Origin of the sequence: Aminobacter sp. MDW-2, from assembly GCF_014250155.1 — a bacterium.
Taxonomy (GTDB): Bacteria; Pseudomonadota; Alphaproteobacteria; order Rhizobiales; family Rhizobiaceae; genus Aminobacter; species Aminobacter ciceronei.
This window is the reverse complement of the sequence record NZ_CP060197.1, coordinates 317,535-334,130: the sequence shown is the minus strand read 5'-3', so window position 1 is coordinate 334,130 and position 16,596 is coordinate 317,535. Positions and strand designations below refer to the sequence as shown.

The following is a 16,596-nucleotide window of genomic DNA, read 5'->3' as shown; positions in this document are numbered from 1 at the left end:
CATTTACTGTCCAACCGGAACGCCATTGGCATGGGGGCCGGACAAACAGGTATGGCGAACCGGAACGACAGACGCATCGAGCCCAGCTTCGATGGACCGCGCAATGATGCGGAGGACGACGTCTTTTCGGTGCGCGAGGAGGACCGCGTCGTGCCCAGCCGCCGCAAGCAGCCCGCCAAGCGCAAGTCGTCCAAGGGCCGCGCGCCTGAACGCGGCCGCAGCCGCTCGCGCAAGCCAAAGCGCGGCCTGTTCGGCATCTTCGGTCGCCTGGTCTACTGGTGCTTCGTTCTTGCCATCTGGGGCGGCATCGCCGCTGCCGGCATCGTCGTCTACTACGGCGCCAAGATGCCCAGCGCCACCACCTGGGCCATTCCCGACCGTTCGCCCAACATCAAGATCGTCGGCGTCGACGGCCAGCTCGTCGCCAATCGCGGCATGACCGGCGGCGAGGCTGTCGGCCTGCACCAGATGTCGCCCTACATCCCGCAAGCCGTGATCGCGATCGAGGACAAGCGCTTCTATTCGCATTTCGGCTTCGACCCGATTGGCCTGGCGCGTGCCGTGTCGACGCGGTTCCTCAATGGCCGCTTCACCCAGGGCGGCTCGACGCTGACCCAGCAGCTGGCCAAGAACCTGTTCCTGAAGCCCGACCGCACCTTGGAGCGCAAGGTCCAGGAAGTGCTCCTGGCAATGTGGTTGGAGCAGAAGCACACCAAGGACCAGATCCTTGAGATGTATCTCAACCGGGTGTTTTTCGGCTCCGGTTCTTATGGCGTGGAGGCCGCCTCGCGGCGCTATTTCGGCAAGTCCTCGCGCGACGTGACATTGGCCGAGGCGGCACTTCTGGCCGGCCTGCTCAAGGCGCCGTCGCGGCTGTCGCCGGCACGCGATCCCAAGGCCGCGGGCGACCGCGCCCAACTGGTCCTTGCCGCCATGCGCGACCAGGGCATGATCGGCGACAAGGAACTGGCCAACGCAATGAATGCGCCGGCGACCCGTGTCGCCTCGTTCTGGACCGGTTCGGAAAACTACGTCGCCGACCGCGTCATGCAGGAGTTGCCCGAGCTCATCGGCGAGGTGCAGTCGGACATCGTCGTCGACACGACAGTCGACATGACGCTGCAGGAGATTGCCGAGAAATCGATCCGGCGGCTCGTCGACGAGAACGGCCAGAAGCTGAATGTCAGCCAGGGCGCGCTGGTGTCGATCGACAATACCGGCGCCGTGCGCGCCATGGTCGGCGGCTACGACTATGCCACCAGCCAGTTCGACCGCGCTTCCGAAGCGCGGCGCCAGCCGGGCTCGGCGTTCAAGCCCTTCGTCTACATGGCGGCACTTGAGCAGGGCCGCACCCCCGACAGTATGCGCAACGACGCGCCGATCAAGATCGGCAAGTGGACGCCGGAAAACTACAACGGCAAATATTATGGCCGGGTGACGCTGAAGACGGCCCTGGCGAAGTCGCTGAATTCGGTGGCGGCACAGCTCGCCATGGAAGTCGGGCCCAACGCTGTCGTCGAGGCAGCCCATCGCATGGGCATCGAATCCGAGTTGCAGCCCAACGTATCGATCTCGCTCGGCACATCCGAGGTAACCCCGCTCGAGCTGACCGCTGCCTACGTGCCTTTCGCCAATGGCGGCTACCGGCCCGAAGTCCACATCATCCGCCGTGTCACCACCACCGACGGCAAGGTGCTCTACGAGAACACGGCTGGAGGCGGGCCGCGGGTGATCAGTCCCGAGGTCGTCGGCATGATGAACGCGATGATGACCGGCGCGGTCGAGGAGGGTACGGCCAAGAAGGCTGCCTTTGCCTGGCCGGCAGCCGGCAAGACAGGCACAAGCCAGAACTCGCGCGATGCCTGGTTCGTTGGTTTCACCGCCAACCTGACCACCGGCGTGTGGTTCGGCAATGACGACGGCAAACCGATGAAGAAGGTCACCGGCGGCGCACTGCCGGCGCTGGCCTGGCACGAATTCATGGTTGCAGCCCACGAAGGCGTGCCGGTGGCGGCGCTTCCGGGCTCGTGGACACCGGGCAGCGGGGCACCTGACGTCGCCGTTGACGACCAGCCGGCCCAGCAAATGGATGAAAACACCTTCCCGCCAGCGCCGAAGCCGGCAAAGCAGCAGGTCGGCGCCGTCAACGTCCGGCAGGACCAACCCACCGCCTCGATCGGCCGACCCGTGCCGCCCGCAGATGTCGGCGGCGGCCGCCCGGTTCCTCCCGGCGAAGTCGGCGGTCCGACCCAGCGCCGCGAAACGTCGATCCTGGACGTGCTTCTGGGGAACTAGGCACTCCAAATCCCTGATGATCTGCGTATGTCTGTGACGTTCGCAACAGACGTGCGCGGACGTCTATCGGTCATGATGCTTTCCGGAAATATCCCCGACGGTTGTTGTTGACGATCGGTGAAGTATTCATTTGATGTTATGAGTTTTCAGAACATCGAATATTTCATGAGGATGTTATGACGATATTGCTCCGAATTCTCCGTATGGCATTTTGCGCCGTCATGGGGATCGTGATCTTTGCCGCATTGATTGAGTTCGTAAACGCACTCCCTGTCGCAAATGGCTTCCCATTACACGCGCTGTGGTGGGGCGTTGTATTTCGTGCGCCAGCGTACGTCTTCTTTGGTGCTGCGCCATTGCTTTTCATGCTCACCATCATGGAACTGCGCGGTGTGCAAAAGCAGTGGCCCTACTTTCTCGTCTGGACAGCCGGAGGGCTGTTCCTGGGGCGAGCAAACTTGCTGGCTGCGGCGGTTTCGGCGCCGGCCGCAGGCTACTTTTACTGGCTGTCGGCCGGTAAGTCGGCGGGCGACTGGATTTCGGCTTGGCGTGAACAAAAGAGTCAGCCGGGGTTCAGCCCGGAACCTATCTCGCTTACGCAGTCGTTGCCTATTTTGCTGCCCAAGCAGTGAGCTACGGCTACTATGGAGGAAAACTGCTGTGGGTAAGCTACGTAAGCGAACCCGGCTTGGGAACGCCGCCCGTGCCTTTGCGGAAGATGTCCGCAGCTCGGAAGGTGGCGTTGATGGATTTTCCCGACGTGGCATCCTGCCTGTCGAGGAACGCCGATAAGGCCTCCCCAAATTACCTTGAGCAGATGGATTGGGACCGCATCAACAACGTGAGTGAGGCCGAGGTCTGCATGTTCAGGCTTCTTGCTTCCTACAGAAACATTTCGCATGCAACGAAATGGTTCGAAGCCCAAGGCTTCACAGTGCCCAAGTCGTTCAGCAGCGCACGTCCAAACATCAGTTATGACGGCACCCAGCATGTTCATGGCTCCTACTCTATCCGCAAGAATGGTCCGAAATTTCCGACACGCGGGGTATTTCGACGGCTGTTTGGTTCGATCCCCTATGGCATGAATTCGGCTTCGACTTGGAGCAAGGACGGGACTCAACTCCTCCGGGTCGATATCTCACTCAACATACTTTGACTGCCGAAACCACTCGCCGCAGCCTCACGGGGCGGCTCGCTCGCTGCGAGCTGTCGCCGTCAAGCGCGAAATCCAGGCCGCACCGCGCCGAGGCAACGGCGCTGCGATCAGGGCGCGTATGTCGGCATTGGGCTGCAGCCAGATGGTGCGCGCAGACCGGGCAAGTCGGACAGGCCCCTGTCATATGCCGGGCTGGCGATGCTCTGCTGCGTGCGGCTCAAGGACGGGTACTATTCTTCCGGCGCCCAACGCCCAGTTCGTCAATGCCGGCCATTACGACAACACGCTCGATCGTTGCCGGTACATCTGCAACGACAAGGCAATGGACGTCTATGAGCTTGACGACATCGGGCGTGAAACCGAGGAGATGGTTTCGGTGAGGACGCGCCAGTCCTACAGGGACCTGCCACCTGCTTTCGCTTATCGCGAAATGGCCGATTTCCACGGCTGCGACCTGCCACGCTATTATCGCCGCGCCGACGAGATGCGGGCGCGGACGGTGATCCCGCTGCCGCAAGCCAAGTCCGAACTGTTTCTCGACGGTACCGTCACCGATTTTCGTACCCGATGCGCCGGCGACGACGCGCAAGGTCCGCATCGTCGGGGCGCCGTTCCTGCTGACCGGTTCGCTTCAGTCTTTTTCGCGCTGAGTCGTCATCTCTGCGCGCTTGGCGTCGCCAAGATGTCTGCCCCGGATGTCCGCAAGGGGGAAGCTTGGAGCGGGCAAGGGCGCGCCGGTGTGACCGCCTGTTGCTGCAATGTATCACTGTTGCCGGAAAACCAGCCAGGGTTGTGCTTGGTCGGGTTCTGTTATCTTTCCCTTGCGTAAATTAGCGATATGAGATGTTGCATCGCATTTTTTTGACGAGGGGCCATCCATGAAGAAACTGCTCGCTGCCGCCGGGCTTGTCGTGCTCACGACGCCGGCTTTCGCCGCCGATCCGACGCAACCGGTCGAGGAAACCGTTCGCCAAGTCTCCGGCTACGGCCAGATCTATGGCGGCGGGCTGTGGATCAGCGAATTCTCCGACGAGACCCTGTGGGCAGCCGGTGGCGCGGCGCGCATCAACGTGCCGTTTGCCGAGCGCTGGAACGCCCAGGGCGACTTCACCGTCGATGCCGTCGGCCAGGACGGCAACAGCCTGCACGGCGTTGGTGGTGCGGCGCACATCTTCTGGCGCGACCCGGCTTCCTACGCTTTCGGCGGCTTCGTCCAGGCCAGCACCTACGGATTTTCAGGCGGCTCGGATGAGGACCTCTGGAGCTGGAAGGTGGGCCCCGAGGCCCAGGCCTATTTCGGCAACGTGACGCTTTATGCGCAGGCCTATTACGGTGCCCTCGAATCCGACTTCCTGCCTTTTGACGTCGATCTCATGGGCATTCGCGGCGTCGTGCGCTATTTCGCCCAGGACAATCTGCGTTTCGACGGCGAGCTCGGCTTCCATCGCGCCAACCTGAGCCAGGGTGGCCTGGAGGCCGATTTCGACACCATCGCCGCAGCATTGCAGGCGACCTACCGCTTTGACGGCACGCCCTGGTCGGTGTTCGGCCGCTACCAGTACGAGAACATCTCGATCTCGCAAGGTTTCGGCGAGGCAAGCTTCGATTCGCACAAGGTGATGGTCGGCCTGCGCGCCAGCTTCGGCAGCAGCACGCTGATCGACGAAGATCGCAATGGCGCGACGATGGACACCTATCAGCCCAACTTCGTCATGCCGTTCCCCTTCCTCTGAGGAAGGCTGCGGGCTTTGCCCGCGCGCCAATGAAAAAGGCCGCGCTGATTGCGGCCTTTTTTGCTTTGGAGGGCTTTGCTTCGGCCGGCTCAGGCCGCCGCCGGCGGGGCGTCGGGTTCTGGATCGTTGGCCGGCGGTTTGCCCGAACCTTCCAGTACCTGTTCGACGATGCCGCGGGCGATCTCGCGCTCGCCCATGATCACCTTGTCGGCGCCGAGCCCGGTCAGGTGCTCGACCTCGGCGTCGGAATGGGCACGAGCGATGATCAGCATGCCGGGGTTGGCGGCCTTGGCCTTAAGCACGATCTGGCCGGCCTCGAAGGCATTGGGGATGGCTAGGATCAGACGCCTGGCGCCGGCGGCATTGGCCGCGCCGAACACCTCGCCCTTGACCGCGTTGCCGGCGACAGTCTCTACGCCGTCTGCCATCAGCTTGGCGATGGTCTTGTCCGAGTCCTCGATGACCAGGAAGGGCAGGCCGGCGTCCTTGAGCGACTGGCCGACCAGCGAGCCGACGCGGCCGTAGCCGATCAGGATGGTGTGGTCGGTGAGTTTTGTCGGCGGCGGCGTGTCGTCGTCGACCTTGGCCGATGCCACTGGCGTGGTGGTGGCGACTTCGCCGGGCTCGGTGGCCGGGCCGATCGGCACGGCTTCGACTGTTTCCGGCACCTTGCCCGAGCGCTTTTCCAGCCACGGCTTCAACCGCGCGACGCCGGCAAAGACCACCGGGTTGAGTACGATCGACAGGATGGCGCCCGCAAGGATCAGGTCACGGCCTTTTTCGGGCAATAGGCCTAACCCCACGCCGAGCTCGGCCAAAATGAACGAGAACTCGCCGATCTGCGCGAGGCTGGCCGAGATGATCAGCGCTGTCGCCACCGGATAGCCGAAGGCAATCACGATCAGGAAGGCGGCGACCGACTTGCCGATGATGATGATGAACAGCGTGGCAAGGATCGGCCAGGTGTTGCTGAGCAGGCTGGTCGGGTCGAACAGCATGCCGACCGAAACGAAGAACAGTACCGAAAACGCGTCGCGCAGCGGCAGCGTTTCCTCCGCCGCCTGATGGCTGAGCTCGGATTCGCTCATGATCATGCCGGCGAAGAAGGCGCCCAGCGCCAGCGAGACGCCGAACAGCTTGGCGGCACCGAAGGCGACGCCGAGCGCGATCGCCAGCACCGACAGGCGGAACAGTTCGCGCGAGCCGGTGTGGGCGACGTAGTGCAGAACCCACGGGATGACCCGGCGGCCGACGACCATCATGACCACGACGAAGGCCGCGACCTTGGCCAACGTCAGGCCGATGACGCCCCAGACGCCGAAATCGAAGCGCAGGGCAAGGATGTTGGGAGTCTCGGTCGTCTGAGCTTCGCCGCCGAGTACGCCGGCAAGCGCGGGCAGCAGCACCAGCGCCAGCACCATCGCGAGATCTTCGACGATCAGCCAGCCGACGGCGATGCGACCGCGTTCGGTCTCGATCATCCGCCGCTCCTGCAGCGCGCGCAAAAGCACGACGGTAGAGGCGACCGAAAGCGCCAGGCCGAAGACGAGGCCGGCGCCAAGCGACCAGCCGAGCATCCAGGCAAGGCCTGCGCCAAGCGCCGTGGCAAAGGCAATCTGGACGATTGCGCCGGGCACCGCAATGGCGCGGACGGAGAGCAGGTCCTTGAGCGAGAAATGCAGGCCAACGCCGAACATCAGCAGGATGACGCCGATCTCGGCGAGCTCAAGCGCCAGCTCCTGGTCGGCGACGAAGCCGGGCGTGTTCGGCCCGACCAGCACGCCGGCGATCAGATAGCCGACGAGCGGCGGAACCTTGAAGCGATTGGCGAGCGCGCCGAAGATGAATGCCAGCCCCAGACCGGCGACGATGGTTGCGATGAGGGGCGTGTCATGCGGCATTGTCCCGGCGGCACCTTTCGAAAATGAGCATTGTTTTGGGATGCAGCGGCGAAATCCGCTGCATTTCCAATATGGTGGACGCAGGCGCGCATGCGCAACCCTAAGCGGCCAAGAAACTTGGCCGATATCAAGAAAAGTGCCGGCAATCGCTGCCGGCACGCAAGGACTGGAGTTCTGAACGACAGCGGGGATCAGGCCGCCATCAGGATGGTCTCGATGTCGCTGACGCTGTGATTGGTCAGCGTCTTGGCGATCTCCGCCGCAACGCGCACGTCGACCTCCTTGTGCAGCTTCTTGCGCAACTCGCCGAGCACCAGCGGCGGTGCCACCAAGATGATCTCGCGGAAATCGCCGGCATGGGCAAATGTGTACAGCCGGGCAGCGATCTCGTCGGCGAAGCGCTCCTTGGCGATACGGTGCCAGTCGGTGTCGTCGACTGCGCTGCGGTGGATCGAGGGCCCGTCGCTGGAGCGGCCGGGACGATCGCTGCCCTGTTCGCGCGTCGGCGGGTTGTCCTGCTCCATCTCGCGCACGACCTCGAGGTTGGGGTATTTGGTGTCGCCCCGGTTCTTCAGGAACAGCGCCTTTTCGCCATCCGCTACCAGCACCCAGATGCCGTGCTTCAGTTTGAGGTGGGTCATGTCGTGCTCCTTCTGCTGTCAGCCCCTTTTGCGGAACGTCGACGGTTGATGGATGTTCCGGACAAGTGGCAAATCGAGGATTGAGCGCCGTCACGCTTAATTCTACTAACTTAGTAGAAATTAGGAAAAACGCATCCGGGCGGCTTTTCGGTTCGGTACCGCGTCTCGGCACAAGTGGGGCATCGCCAACCCTTGTAACTCCGGCGATTTCAAGGGCTGCGGGCGGTCAGCCTGACATTTGCGGGCATTGTCGCAGGCGTAGCTCGGAAACATGTGCGTCGACCAGCAGTTGGAATAATTTTCTCTTGAGGCATCAGGGCGGGCAAAAGCGATTGCCTCCCTTCTCGGCGCGCGCGAGTGCATTTCTTCTGCAGCGCAGCAAGGGCGGCTAAAAATGGCAGACATTCCGGAACCCTGCGTCATGACCCCAGCTGCCGCCAAGCTCAACGCATTCCCGATCTTCCTCAAGGTCGAAGGCGAAGCCGTGGTCATCGTCGGCGGTGGCGACGAGGCGCTGGCTAAGGCCCGTTTGCTTACCCAGTCGAGCGCCGAAATCCGCATCATCGCCGACCATGTCGAGCCGCATCTGCGCGACTGGATCGCCGCCAACGGCGCGACCCGCATCCATGCGCCCTATGACGCCTCGCTGATCGAGCGCGCCGTGATGGTGTTCGCTGCGACCGGCGACGAGGCGCTCGACCGTCGCATCTCTGTCGATGCGCGTGAACTGGGCATTCCGGTCAACGCCGTCGACCGTCCCGAGCTCTGCGATTTCTTTACCCCCGCTCTGGTCAATCGTGCGCCGGTCGCCGTTGCTATCGGCACCGAAGGGGCAGGGCCTGTCCTGGCCCAGATGATCCGCGCCCGCGTCGACCGCATGCTGTCGCCGCAACTCGGCGCACTGGCGACGCTTGGCGCCGGCTTCCGCGACGCCGTCGAGCGCCTGCTGCCCAAGGGCAATGTCCGCCGCGGCTTCTGGCGCGAATTCTTCGAAGGCGCGCCGGCGCGTGCGCTCGACAACGGCCAGCTTGCCGAGGCGCATGACGCGGCGACCGAGCTTTTGCTGCAGAAAGGCGCGATCAAGGGTCACGTTGCGCTCGTCGGCGCCGGTCCTGGCGCCGAGGATCTTCTGACGCTACGCGCCCATCGCCTTTTGATGGAAGCCGACGTCATTGTCCATGACGCGCTGGTTCCCGAGGCGGTGATCTCGATGGGCCGTCGCGATGCCGAGCGCCTGCCGGTCGGCAAGCGCAAGGGCTGCCACTCCAAGACCCAATCCGAGATCAATGACCTGCTGGTCGAGCTGGCGCAGGCCGGCAAGCGCGTCGTCCGCCTCAAGTCGGGCGACCCGCTGGTGTTCGGCCGCGCCGGCGAGGAAATGCAGGCGATGCGCGATGCCGGCGTGTCTTACGAGGTCGTGCCGGGCGTTACCTCGGCCTTCGCCGCCGCCGCCGACTTCGAGTTGCCGCTGACGCTGCGCGGCGTCACCTCCTCGATGGTGTTCACGACAGGCCACGACCTCAAGGGCGGTTCGCTGCCCGACTGGGCCAAACTCGCCATCTCAGGCGCGACGGTCGCCGTCTATATGGGCCGCTCGGTCGCCGCCGACGTCGCCGGCCGCCTGATCGACGCCGGGCTGTCGCCCGATACGGCGGTGGCCGTCGTCGAGAACGCCAGCCTGAAGAACCGCCGCCGCTTTCACGGCACGCTCGCCGACCTGCCGTCGCTCGAAACGCGCAGCGATCTCGACGGCCCGGTCATGACGATCATCGGCGATGCGGTCGCCGGCGCCAACTTTGAACTTTCCGAGCCGCTCGCGGCACATAGGCACGAACAGGCCGCCCGCGCGGCGCTCGAAGGAAGCAGGGCATGAAAATCCTTACCGCCAACAGGCTGACCGACGGCGAGGCTGTGTGGTTCGCGGCCGACGGTACCTGGGCAGAGACAATCGATGTCGCCGAGACCGTCGGCGACAAGGCCGGCGAAGCTCGCCTGGAGGCGATCGGCAAGGCCGCCTACGACAACAACGAAGTCGTTGACGTCAACCTCATCGACGTCAGCGTCGTCAACGGTGCGATCCAGCCGCTCAGGCTGCGCGAGGTCATCCGCGCCGCTGGTCCCAGCAATCGCCTCGACCTTGGCAAGCAAGCCCGGCCCGCCGCCGGCGCCGCCTGAACACAGACCGGAAGACGACCATGTACCGTTACGACGAGTTCGACCATGATTTCGTGAAGGCCCGCGTCGCCGATTTCAGCGACCAGGTCGAGCGTCGCCTTGCCGGCGAGATCACCGAGGATCAGTTCCGGCCGCTGCGCCTGATGAACGGCGTCTATCTCCAGCTGCACGCCTACATGCTGCGCATCGCCGTACCTTACGGCACGCTGAGCTCAAAGCAGATGCGCATGCTCGGCCACATCGCCCGCAAATACGACAAGGGCTACGGCCACTTCACCACGCGCCAGAACATCCAGTTCAACTGGCCCGCACTGTCGGATATTCCTGCGATCCTCGCCGACCTCGCTTCGGTCGAGATGCACGCCATCCAGACCTCGGGCAATTGCATCCGCAATGTCACGGCCGATCACTTCGCTGGTGCTGCCGCCGACGAGGCTGCCGACCCGCGTCCCTATGCCGAGATCCTGCGGCAGTGGTCGTCGGTGCATCCGGAGTTCTCGTATCTGCCGCGCAAGTTCAAGATCGCGGTGACGGGTGCCGAGCGCGACCGCGCCGCCATCCAGACCCACGACATCGGCCTGCATCTGAAGAAGAACGACAAGGGCGAGCTTGGTTTTGCCGTCTATATCGGCGGTGGCCAGGGCCGCACGCCGATGGTCGCCAAGAAAATCCGCGACTTCCTGCCGGAAGAGCACCTGTTGTCCTACACCACCGCGATCCTGCGCGTGTACAATTTGCACGGCCGCCGCGACAACAAGTACAAGGCGCGCATCAAGATCCTGGTCCATGAGACCGGCGTCGACGAGATCGTTCGCCAGGTCGAGCATGAGTGGCAGGCACTGAAGGACGGCGAACTCAGGCTGCCCGAGGCCGATGTCGCCGCGATCCAGTCCTATTTTGCGCCGCCGGCGCTGACGGCTCGGCCGGGAGGCGACGAGGCCGTCAAGCTGGCTCGGCTCGATTCCAGGAGTTTTGGCGACTGGGTCGACCAGAACGTCTTCACCCACCGCAATCCCGACTACGCCGCGGTGACGATCTCGCTCAAGGGCATCGGCGAAGTGCCGGGCGACGCCACCGACAGCCAGATGGAGGCTGTCGCCGACATCGCCGAGAAATACGGCTTCGACGAGATCCGCGTCAGCCACGAGCAGAACCTGATCCTGCCGCACGTCGCTCGCGCCGACCTCAAGGCGGTCTATGACGCGCTGGTGGCGATCGAGCTCGCGACGTCGAACTCCAACCTGATCAGCGACATCATCGCTTGCCCGGGCCTCGACTATTGCGCCCTGGCCAACGCCCGATCGATCCCGGTGGCTCAGGAAATCTCCAGGCGTTTTGCCTCGCTGGAACGCCAGCGCGACATCGGCGAGCTGAAGCTCAAGATCTCCGGCTGCATCAATGCCTGCGGCCACCACCATGTCGGCCATATCGGTATCCTCGGCGTCGAGAAGAAGGGCGCGGAACTCTACCAGGTGACGCTCGGCGGCTCGGCCGACGAGCACACCTCGGTCGGCGAGATCATCGGCCGCGGCTTCGGCCCGGAAGAGATCACCGACGCCATCGAGACGATCGTCGAGACCTATCTCGGCATCCGCCTCGACCGTTCGGAAAAGTTCCTCGACGCCTATCGCCGTGTCGGCCCAGCGCCGTTCAAGGAGGCGCTTTATGCTAGCGAAGCCAAGGCAGCCTGACGCCGGGACCGAAGCTCAGGTTCTGGCCGAGGCTGTGGCGCTCGACGCGCTCTACGGGCATCTGTCACCCGTCGAAGTCATCGCGCGCACTGCCACCGAGCGCTTTGTCGGCGAGATTGCGGCCGTCTCGTCCTTCGGGGCGGATTCAGCCGTGCTGCTGCACATGATTTCAGAGGTCGACCGCAAGCTGCCGGTGATCTTTCTCGACACCGGCAAGCACTTCGGCGAGACGCTCGACTATCGCGATGCACTGGCCGCCGATTTTGGCCTGACCGACATTCGCATCGTCACGCCCGACGAGGCAGCACTTGCCCGCATCGATCCGACCGGCAATCTGCACCAGACGAGCACCGACGCCTGCTGCGACGTGCGCAAGGTCGAGCCGATGGCGCGTGGCGTCGAGCCGTTCCGGGCCTGGTTCACCGGCCGCAAGCGTTTCCAGGCCGCCACACGCGCGGCCCTGCCGGTGTTCGAGCAGGTCGGCCCCCGCTTCCGCATCAATCCGCTGGCGCGCTGGACCACCTCCGACCTCGCCGACTACATGCGCAAGCACGCGTTGCGCGAGAACCCGCTGGTCGCCTATGGTTACCTTTCGATCGGCTGCTTTCCCTGCACGCAGATCGTCAAACCGGGCGAGGACGCGCGCAGTGGACGCTGGGCCGGACAGGCCAAGACCGAGTGCGGCATCCATCTTTCGGGTCTCGAACAGTCGCTGACCGACGCATCACTTTAGGAATTCTTTTTCATGACCGAAGCGACACCGGCGCCGCGCCTCTGGACACCAGAAGGCTTCAGGGACGATGGCTGGACCCATGCCGAGGATGCGAGCGCGCTTTCCGGCAACAGCCGGGTGATCCTGCCGCTTCAGGCCTTTCTCGAGCTTTCGGCCGAACAGCGCGAAGCCGCAAAGGAACGTCTCGGCGTGTTGCTGCAGCCCGGCGACCAGCTCGAGGAGATCATCGACCATCTCGCCCACTTGTCGCTGGTGGCGCTTGCCTTTCCGGCCTTCAACGACGGCCGGTCCTTCTCCAAGGCCGAATTGCTGCGCAGCCGCCACGACTTCGAAGGTGTGGTGCGCGCCACCGGCCAGGTGCTGATCGATCAGTTGCCGCACATGTTGCGCGTCGGCTTCAACGAATTCGAGGTGTCGCACCCAGTGCTGTTGAAACGGCTCGAGGCCGGCCAGGTCGGCGGCTTGCCGCTCTACTACCAGCCGACCGCCAAGCCGGCGGCAACGCCTGGGGGAGGCGCGAAGTATTCCTGGCGCCGCAGCGCGACCTGAGCGCCGCAGAGCGACGGGAAAATGGCTGGAACCCTGGACTGAAGCGCGCAGCGCGCTAGCTTCTGCGGAGCATCTTGCGAAGCGGCTTGTCGTGCTCGGCGGCATCCAGCCTGTCGAGCAGGCGGCGCAGTTTCTTGGGCAGATGTTCGTCGGCCTGGAACGCCGGCAGCGCTTCCAGCACGCGCAGATTGCTTTCGGAGGCCAGCTCTCGCCTGATGTTCGTCGCCACCTTGGCTGCTGTCTTGCTGATGCGTGCGCTGGACATGATCGAGACCTGTTTTCGCTGGCAAAACTCCCGCCAGATGCAAATGGTTCCCACATTGCTTGCCCGCCGCAGACATGGTCGGCCCGGATGGTAAAACTTGAATTAACATTGAATGGCTGGTGCCGGCCGCACCGGCGATGAGGCGCCGAAAGGCGCGGCATCCGGTCCCGGCGGCCCTTGCCCCTTGATTTTTGGCACCCAAACCTCGATATCGGGCGCAACTTAGAACGTGTCCAAACAACGGGAAATGGCGATGAGCGATCAGGCAAAAGACGAACGCGTGCTCGACGAAGCCGCGACTGCCGAGGCCCAGGCCGACAAGATCGAAGGCAGCGTCGAAGGTGATTATGAAGCCCTCGTAAGGCTGCTCAAGGAAAACGAGGAGCTGAAGGACCGCGCCCTGCGCGCCGCGGCCGAGATGGAAAACCTGCGCCGCCGTACCGCGCGCGACGTGCAGGATGCCCGCGCCTATTCGGTCGCGAATTTCGCCCGCGACATGCTGTCGGTCTCGGACAACCTGCGCCGGGCGATCGAGGCCGTCACGGACGATGCCAAGACAGCTGGCGGTGCTGGACTGGCCAGCCTGATCGAGGGCGTCGAGGTGACCGAGCGGTCGATGCTGTCGGCGCTGGAGCGTCACGGCGTGCGCAAGCTCGACCCTCTGGGTGAGAAGTTCGATCCGAACTTTCACCAGGCGATGTTCGAAGTGCCGAACCCCGACGTCGCCGCCAACACGGTCGTGCATGTCGCCCAGTCCGGCTACACCATCGGCGACCGCGTGCTGCGCCCGGCCATGGTCGGCGTTGCCAAGGGCGGCCCCAAGCATGTCGCCGATGCCCCGGCCGAACCTGGCCCGGTCAACGAGCAGGCCGAGAAAGACGCCTGAAAAGCGAATAGCGAATAGGGAGTAGCGAACAGGGAATTCATCGCTACAGTGACCCCAAAGACAGGGGGGCTGCAATGTTCTTTCCCTACGCGCGATTCACCACTCCCTATTCGCTCCTTCCATGAACCCTCTGCTCTACCTCGACTATGCCGGCGTGGCGGTGTTTGCCGCCACAGGTGCGCTTGCCGCCTCGCGCAAGGAGCTCGACGTCATCGGCTTCCTGTTCCTGGCGAGCTTTACCGGCATCGGCGGCGGCACCGTTCGCGACGTCATCCTCGGCCTGCCGATTTTCTGGGTGATCAATCCGGCCTATGTGCTGGTCTGTGCTTCGGTCGCGGTGCTGGTCTTCTTCACCGCCCATCTTGTCGAATCCCGCTACAAGCTGCTGCTCTGGCTCGATGCGCTCGGCATGGCCGCCTATGCCGCCATCGGCGCGGCCAAGGGGCTGGAGGCCACGGGGTCGCCGACCGTCGCCATCATCATGGGCATGCTGACAGCCACTTTCGGCGGCATCCTGCGTGATCTGCTTGCAGGCGAGCCGTCGGTGCTGCTGAAGCCCGAGATCTATGTTTCCGCGGCGATGACGGGCGCCGCCATCTACACGCTTGCCGAACTGGCGGAATTGCCGACTGAGTTGTCGACCGTCGTTGCCTTCGTCGCGGCCTTCATGGTGCGTGGCGGTGCGCTGAGGTTCGGCTGGACCTTTCCTGCCTATCGCAGCCGTCCCGGCCGCCGCCCCGAAGATATTCCCTGAGAAAGCTGGCTCTATACCTGTCCGCGGCGCCGGTTCTACTATGTGCCGACGAAGCAGAGGACAGGTCGGATGCAGCATCGCGTGGTGGTCGTGGGCGCCGGCTTCGGCGGGCTTGAGGTCGTCAAGGGGCTGGCAGGCGCAGCAGTCAGCGTCACCTTCATCGACCGGCGCAACCATCACCTGTTCCAGCCTCTGCTCTACCAGGTAGCGACGGCTTCGCTGGCCACCTCAGAGATCGCCTGGCCGATCCGTTCGCTGGTCTGGAACAGGCCGGACGTGACAACAATCCTGGCCAGCGTCACCGGCGTTGATGCCGAACGGCGCCACGTTCTGCTCGAAGGTGGCGAGACGGTACCCTATGACAGCCTGGTGCTGGCGACCGGGGCGCGGCACGCATATTTCGGTCACGACGAGTGGGAGCCCTTTGCGCTCGGCCTGAAGACGCTCGAGGACGCAACTACCATCCGCCGCCGCATCCTGGTAGCGTTCGAACGCGCCGAACGGGAGACAGATACGGAAAAGCAGGCGGCACTGCTGACCTTCGTCATCGTCGGTGCCGGCCCCACCGGGGTGGAAATGGCCGGAACGATCGCCGAACTGGCGCGGGACACGCTGCCGCGCGATTTCCGCAACATCGACACCGGCAAGGCGCGGGTGGTGCTGATCGAGGCCGGTCCGCGCGTCCTTGGCGGGTTCCCCGACGACCTTTCCGAATATGCGTTGCGCTCGCTGCGCAAGCTCGGCATCGAGGTCGAACTCGGTCGCGCCGTCTCCGACTGCAACGCCGACAGCGTCACCTATGGCGACACCAGGCTGGCGACGAAGACCATCATCTGGGCCGCCGGTGTTCGCGCATCGCCCGCCGCCGAATGGCTCGGTGCCCCGGCCGACAGGGCCGGCCGTCTCCAGGTCATGCCCGACCTGACGGTGCCCGGCCACGCCGAGATCTTCGCCGTCGGCGACACGGTGACGGTGAACGGGCCGGACGGGAGGCCGGCGCCCGGCATCGCTCCCGCCGCCAAGCAGCAGGGCCAGCACGTCGCCTCCAGCATCAAGGCTCGGCTGCGCGGCGACGCCGGGCCGCGGCCGTTCCGCTACCGCCACCAGGGTAGCCTGGCGCAGATCGGCAAGCGACGCGCGGTCATCGATTTCGGATGGATCAAGCTGAAAGGGGCGCTGGCGTGGTGGTTGTGGGGCATCGCCCATATCTACTTCCTCATCGGCTCGCGGGCGCGGCTGAGCGTCGCCATCAACTGGTTGTGGATTCACGCCCGCAACCAGCGCGGCGCCCGTCTGATCACCCAAGGCGAGGCGCAGATCGACGCGAGCGGCGTTGCCGCCGTCGACGAGCTGGCAACCGCCGACGCGTTGCGCCGGCCCCCTGCGGCGGACGCCATGCATGCGCCGCCCACGCCTCAATGACCGCCTTCGCCGGGGCGCCGCTGGCATGACCGGGCAGAACCAGCCGCACCGCCTCATAGCTATCCTTGGCCATGTGGGCCTTGTCGTCGCACTGCCCATCGCCTTGTTCGGGCTGATGCCAGCGAACGAGTATACGGCTTGGGGCGGCGCGGGCATCGACTGCGACGGCCCTGGCCCGGTGCTGCTCTTCAGCACTCTCGGATTGGCGATCTATGGCGCGGGCGCGGTCCTCAACGGCAGGCATTTCAGAAAACCGTTGCGGCTGCTGGTCGCCGGGACCTGCATGCTGGTCTGCCTGGCGCTGATGGCCAACATCGCCGACGCCGTCAGGGAGCAGCGGGTCAACGATCTCGCTTCCGATACCTGCGGCTGATCAGATGCCTCGCGCGACTGGC

Annotated in this window: 17 protein-coding genes; 14 read left to right on the top strand and 3 right to left on the bottom strand. The window is 64.3% G+C overall.

Features of this window, described 5'->3' with window-relative positions:
* Positions 1-51 precede the first annotated feature (51 nt).
* The 5 genes from H5P29_RS01705 (at position 52) to H5P29_RS01690 (ending at position 5,184) form a co-directional block, all read left to right on the top strand.
* Positions 52-2,295, top strand: coding sequence for a transglycosylase domain-containing protein (locus H5P29_RS01705; RefSeq protein WP_154384556.1), 2,244 nt, complete (start codon positions 52-54; stop codon positions 2,293-2,295).
* Between the two features lie 176 nt (positions 2,296-2,471).
* Positions 2,472-2,927 (top strand): hypothetical protein, encoded by a 456-nt coding sequence (locus tag H5P29_RS32395; RefSeq protein WP_246670727.1) that lies wholly within the window; start codon positions 2,472-2,474, stop codon positions 2,925-2,927.
* Positions 2,924-3,451, top strand: a complete 528-nt coding sequence (locus H5P29_RS32390) for a hypothetical protein (RefSeq protein ID WP_246670728.1) — start codon at positions 2,924-2,926, stop codon at positions 3,449-3,451. The genes H5P29_RS32395 and H5P29_RS32390 overlap by 4 nt, the downstream gene beginning before the upstream one ends.
* A 118-nt stretch (positions 3,452-3,569) precedes the next feature.
* Positions 3,570-4,280, top strand: coding sequence for a DUF2865 domain-containing protein (locus H5P29_RS01695; protein WP_154384557.1), 711 nt, complete (start codon positions 3,570-3,572; stop codon positions 4,278-4,280).
* Between the two features lie 49 nt (positions 4,281-4,329).
* On the top strand, positions 4,330-5,184 hold the full coding sequence (locus H5P29_RS01690; RefSeq protein ID WP_067954914.1) for a hypothetical protein: 855 nt from the start codon (positions 4,330-4,332) through the stop codon (positions 5,182-5,184).
* A gap of 89 nt (positions 5,185-5,273) precedes the next feature.
* Here the strand turns inward: H5P29_RS01690 and ybaL are convergent, their stop codons facing one another.
* A complete protein-coding gene (ybaL, locus tag H5P29_RS01685; protein WP_154384558.1) occupies positions 5,274-7,085 on the bottom strand; it encodes a YbaL family putative K(+) efflux transporter in 1,812 nt (603 codons plus the stop codon).
* Between the two features lie 191 nt (positions 7,086-7,276).
* Positions 7,277-7,726 (bottom strand): host attachment protein, encoded by a 450-nt coding sequence (locus H5P29_RS01680; protein ID WP_067954909.1) that lies wholly within the window; start codon positions 7,724-7,726, stop codon positions 7,277-7,279.
* Positions 7,727-8,147: 421 nt separating this feature from the next.
* On the opposite strand from H5P29_RS01680, the gene cysG reads away from it, so the two are divergent.
* From cysG to H5P29_RS01655, 5 genes are read left to right on the top strand one after another with little or no spacing between them, the layout of a single operon-like run.
* On the top strand, positions 8,148-9,599 hold the full coding sequence (cysG, locus tag H5P29_RS01675) for a siroheme synthase CysG (RefSeq protein ID WP_154384559.1): 1,452 nt from the start codon (positions 8,148-8,150) through the stop codon (positions 9,597-9,599).
* Positions 9,596-9,901: a DUF2849 domain-containing protein gene (locus H5P29_RS01670; protein ID WP_067954908.1), complete on the top strand. Its 306-nt coding sequence runs from the start codon at positions 9,596-9,598 to the stop codon at positions 9,899-9,901. The genes cysG and H5P29_RS01670 overlap by 4 nt, the downstream gene beginning before the upstream one ends.
* Before the next feature lie 20 nt (positions 9,902-9,921).
* Entirely contained in the window at positions 9,922-11,592 is a 1,671-nt protein-coding gene (locus H5P29_RS01665) for a nitrite/sulfite reductase (protein WP_067954905.1), read from the top strand.
* Positions 11,567-12,325 (top strand): phosphoadenylyl-sulfate reductase, encoded by a 759-nt coding sequence (locus H5P29_RS01660; protein WP_067954904.1) that lies wholly within the window; start codon positions 11,567-11,569, stop codon positions 12,323-12,325. The genes H5P29_RS01665 and H5P29_RS01660 overlap by 26 nt, the downstream gene beginning before the upstream one ends.
* 12 nt (positions 12,326-12,337) lie before the next feature.
* On the top strand, positions 12,338-12,874 hold the full coding sequence (locus H5P29_RS01655) for a DUF934 domain-containing protein (protein WP_154384560.1): 537 nt from the start codon (positions 12,338-12,340) through the stop codon (positions 12,872-12,874).
* A gap of 55 nt (positions 12,875-12,929) precedes the next feature.
* On the opposite strand, the gene H5P29_RS01650 is transcribed toward H5P29_RS01655, so the two are convergent.
* Positions 12,930-13,139 carry a hypothetical protein gene (locus H5P29_RS01650; protein ID WP_154384561.1) on the bottom strand — a complete coding sequence of 70 codons (210 nt, stop codon included), beginning with the start codon at positions 13,137-13,139 and terminating at the stop codon, positions 12,930-12,932.
* 253 nt (positions 13,140-13,392) lie between these two features.
* On the opposite strand from H5P29_RS01650, the gene grpE reads away from it, so the two are divergent.
* The 4 genes from grpE (at position 13,393) to H5P29_RS01630 (ending at position 16,574) form a co-directional block, all read left to right on the top strand.
* A complete protein-coding gene (gene grpE, locus H5P29_RS01645) occupies positions 13,393-14,025 on the top strand; it encodes a nucleotide exchange factor GrpE (protein WP_067965778.1) in 633 nt (210 codons plus the stop codon).
* 121 nt (positions 14,026-14,146) lie between these two features.
* Positions 14,147-14,779, top strand: a complete 633-nt coding sequence (locus tag H5P29_RS01640; RefSeq protein WP_067954898.1) for a trimeric intracellular cation channel family protein — start codon at positions 14,147-14,149, stop codon at positions 14,777-14,779.
* 69 nt (positions 14,780-14,848) lie between these two features.
* Positions 14,849-16,201 (top strand): NAD(P)/FAD-dependent oxidoreductase, encoded by a 1,353-nt coding sequence (locus H5P29_RS01635; RefSeq protein ID WP_083948264.1) that lies wholly within the window; start codon positions 14,849-14,851, stop codon positions 16,199-16,201.
* 25 nt (positions 16,202-16,226) lie between these two features.
* Entirely contained in the window at positions 16,227-16,574 is a 348-nt protein-coding gene (locus H5P29_RS01630) for a hypothetical protein (protein ID WP_154384562.1), read from the top strand.
* Positions 16,575-16,596 lie beyond the last annotated feature (22 nt).

Bases quoted from the DNA above. Each gene is read 5' to 3' on its own strand.
- H5P29_RS01705 (WP_154384556.1), top strand. From the start codon at position 52: ATGGCGAACCGGAACGACAGACGCATCGAGCCCAGCTTCGATGGACCG.
- H5P29_RS32395 (WP_246670727.1), top strand. From the start codon at position 2,472: ATGACGATATTGCTCCGAATTCTCCGTATGGCATTTTGCGCCGTCATG.
- H5P29_RS01695 (WP_154384557.1), top strand. From the start codon at position 3,570: ATGTCGGCATTGGGCTGCAGCCAGATGGTGCGCGCAGACCGGGCAAGT.
- H5P29_RS01690 (WP_067954914.1), top strand. From the start codon at position 4,330: ATGAAGAAACTGCTCGCTGCCGCCGGGCTTGTCGTGCTCACGACGCCG.
- ybaL (WP_154384558.1), bottom strand. From the start codon at position 7,085: ATGCCGCATGACACGCCCCTCATCGCAACCATCGTCGCCGGTCTGGGG.
- H5P29_RS01680 (WP_067954909.1), bottom strand. From the start codon at position 7,726: ATGACCCACCTCAAACTGAAGCACGGCATCTGGGTGCTGGTAGCGGAT.
- cysG (WP_154384559.1), top strand. From the start codon at position 8,148: ATGACCCCAGCTGCCGCCAAGCTCAACGCATTCCCGATCTTCCTCAAG.
- H5P29_RS01670 (WP_067954908.1), top strand. From the start codon at position 9,596: ATGAAAATCCTTACCGCCAACAGGCTGACCGACGGCGAGGCTGTGTGG.
- H5P29_RS01665 (WP_067954905.1), top strand. From the start codon at position 9,922: ATGTACCGTTACGACGAGTTCGACCATGATTTCGTGAAGGCCCGCGTC.
- H5P29_RS01660 (WP_067954904.1), top strand. From the start codon at position 11,567: ATGCTAGCGAAGCCAAGGCAGCCTGACGCCGGGACCGAAGCTCAGGTT.
- H5P29_RS01655 (WP_154384560.1), top strand. From the start codon at position 12,338: ATGACCGAAGCGACACCGGCGCCGCGCCTCTGGACACCAGAAGGCTTC.
- H5P29_RS01650 (WP_154384561.1), bottom strand. From the start codon at position 13,139: ATGTCCAGCGCACGCATCAGCAAGACAGCAGCCAAGGTGGCGACGAAC.
- grpE (WP_067965778.1), top strand. From the start codon at position 13,393: ATGAGCGATCAGGCAAAAGACGAACGCGTGCTCGACGAAGCCGCGACT.
- H5P29_RS01640 (WP_067954898.1), top strand. From the start codon at position 14,147: ATGAACCCTCTGCTCTACCTCGACTATGCCGGCGTGGCGGTGTTTGCC.
- H5P29_RS01635 (WP_083948264.1), top strand. From the start codon at position 14,849: ATGCAGCATCGCGTGGTGGTCGTGGGCGCCGGCTTCGGCGGGCTTGAG.
- H5P29_RS01630 (WP_154384562.1), top strand. From the start codon at position 16,227: ATGACCGGGCAGAACCAGCCGCACCGCCTCATAGCTATCCTTGGCCAT.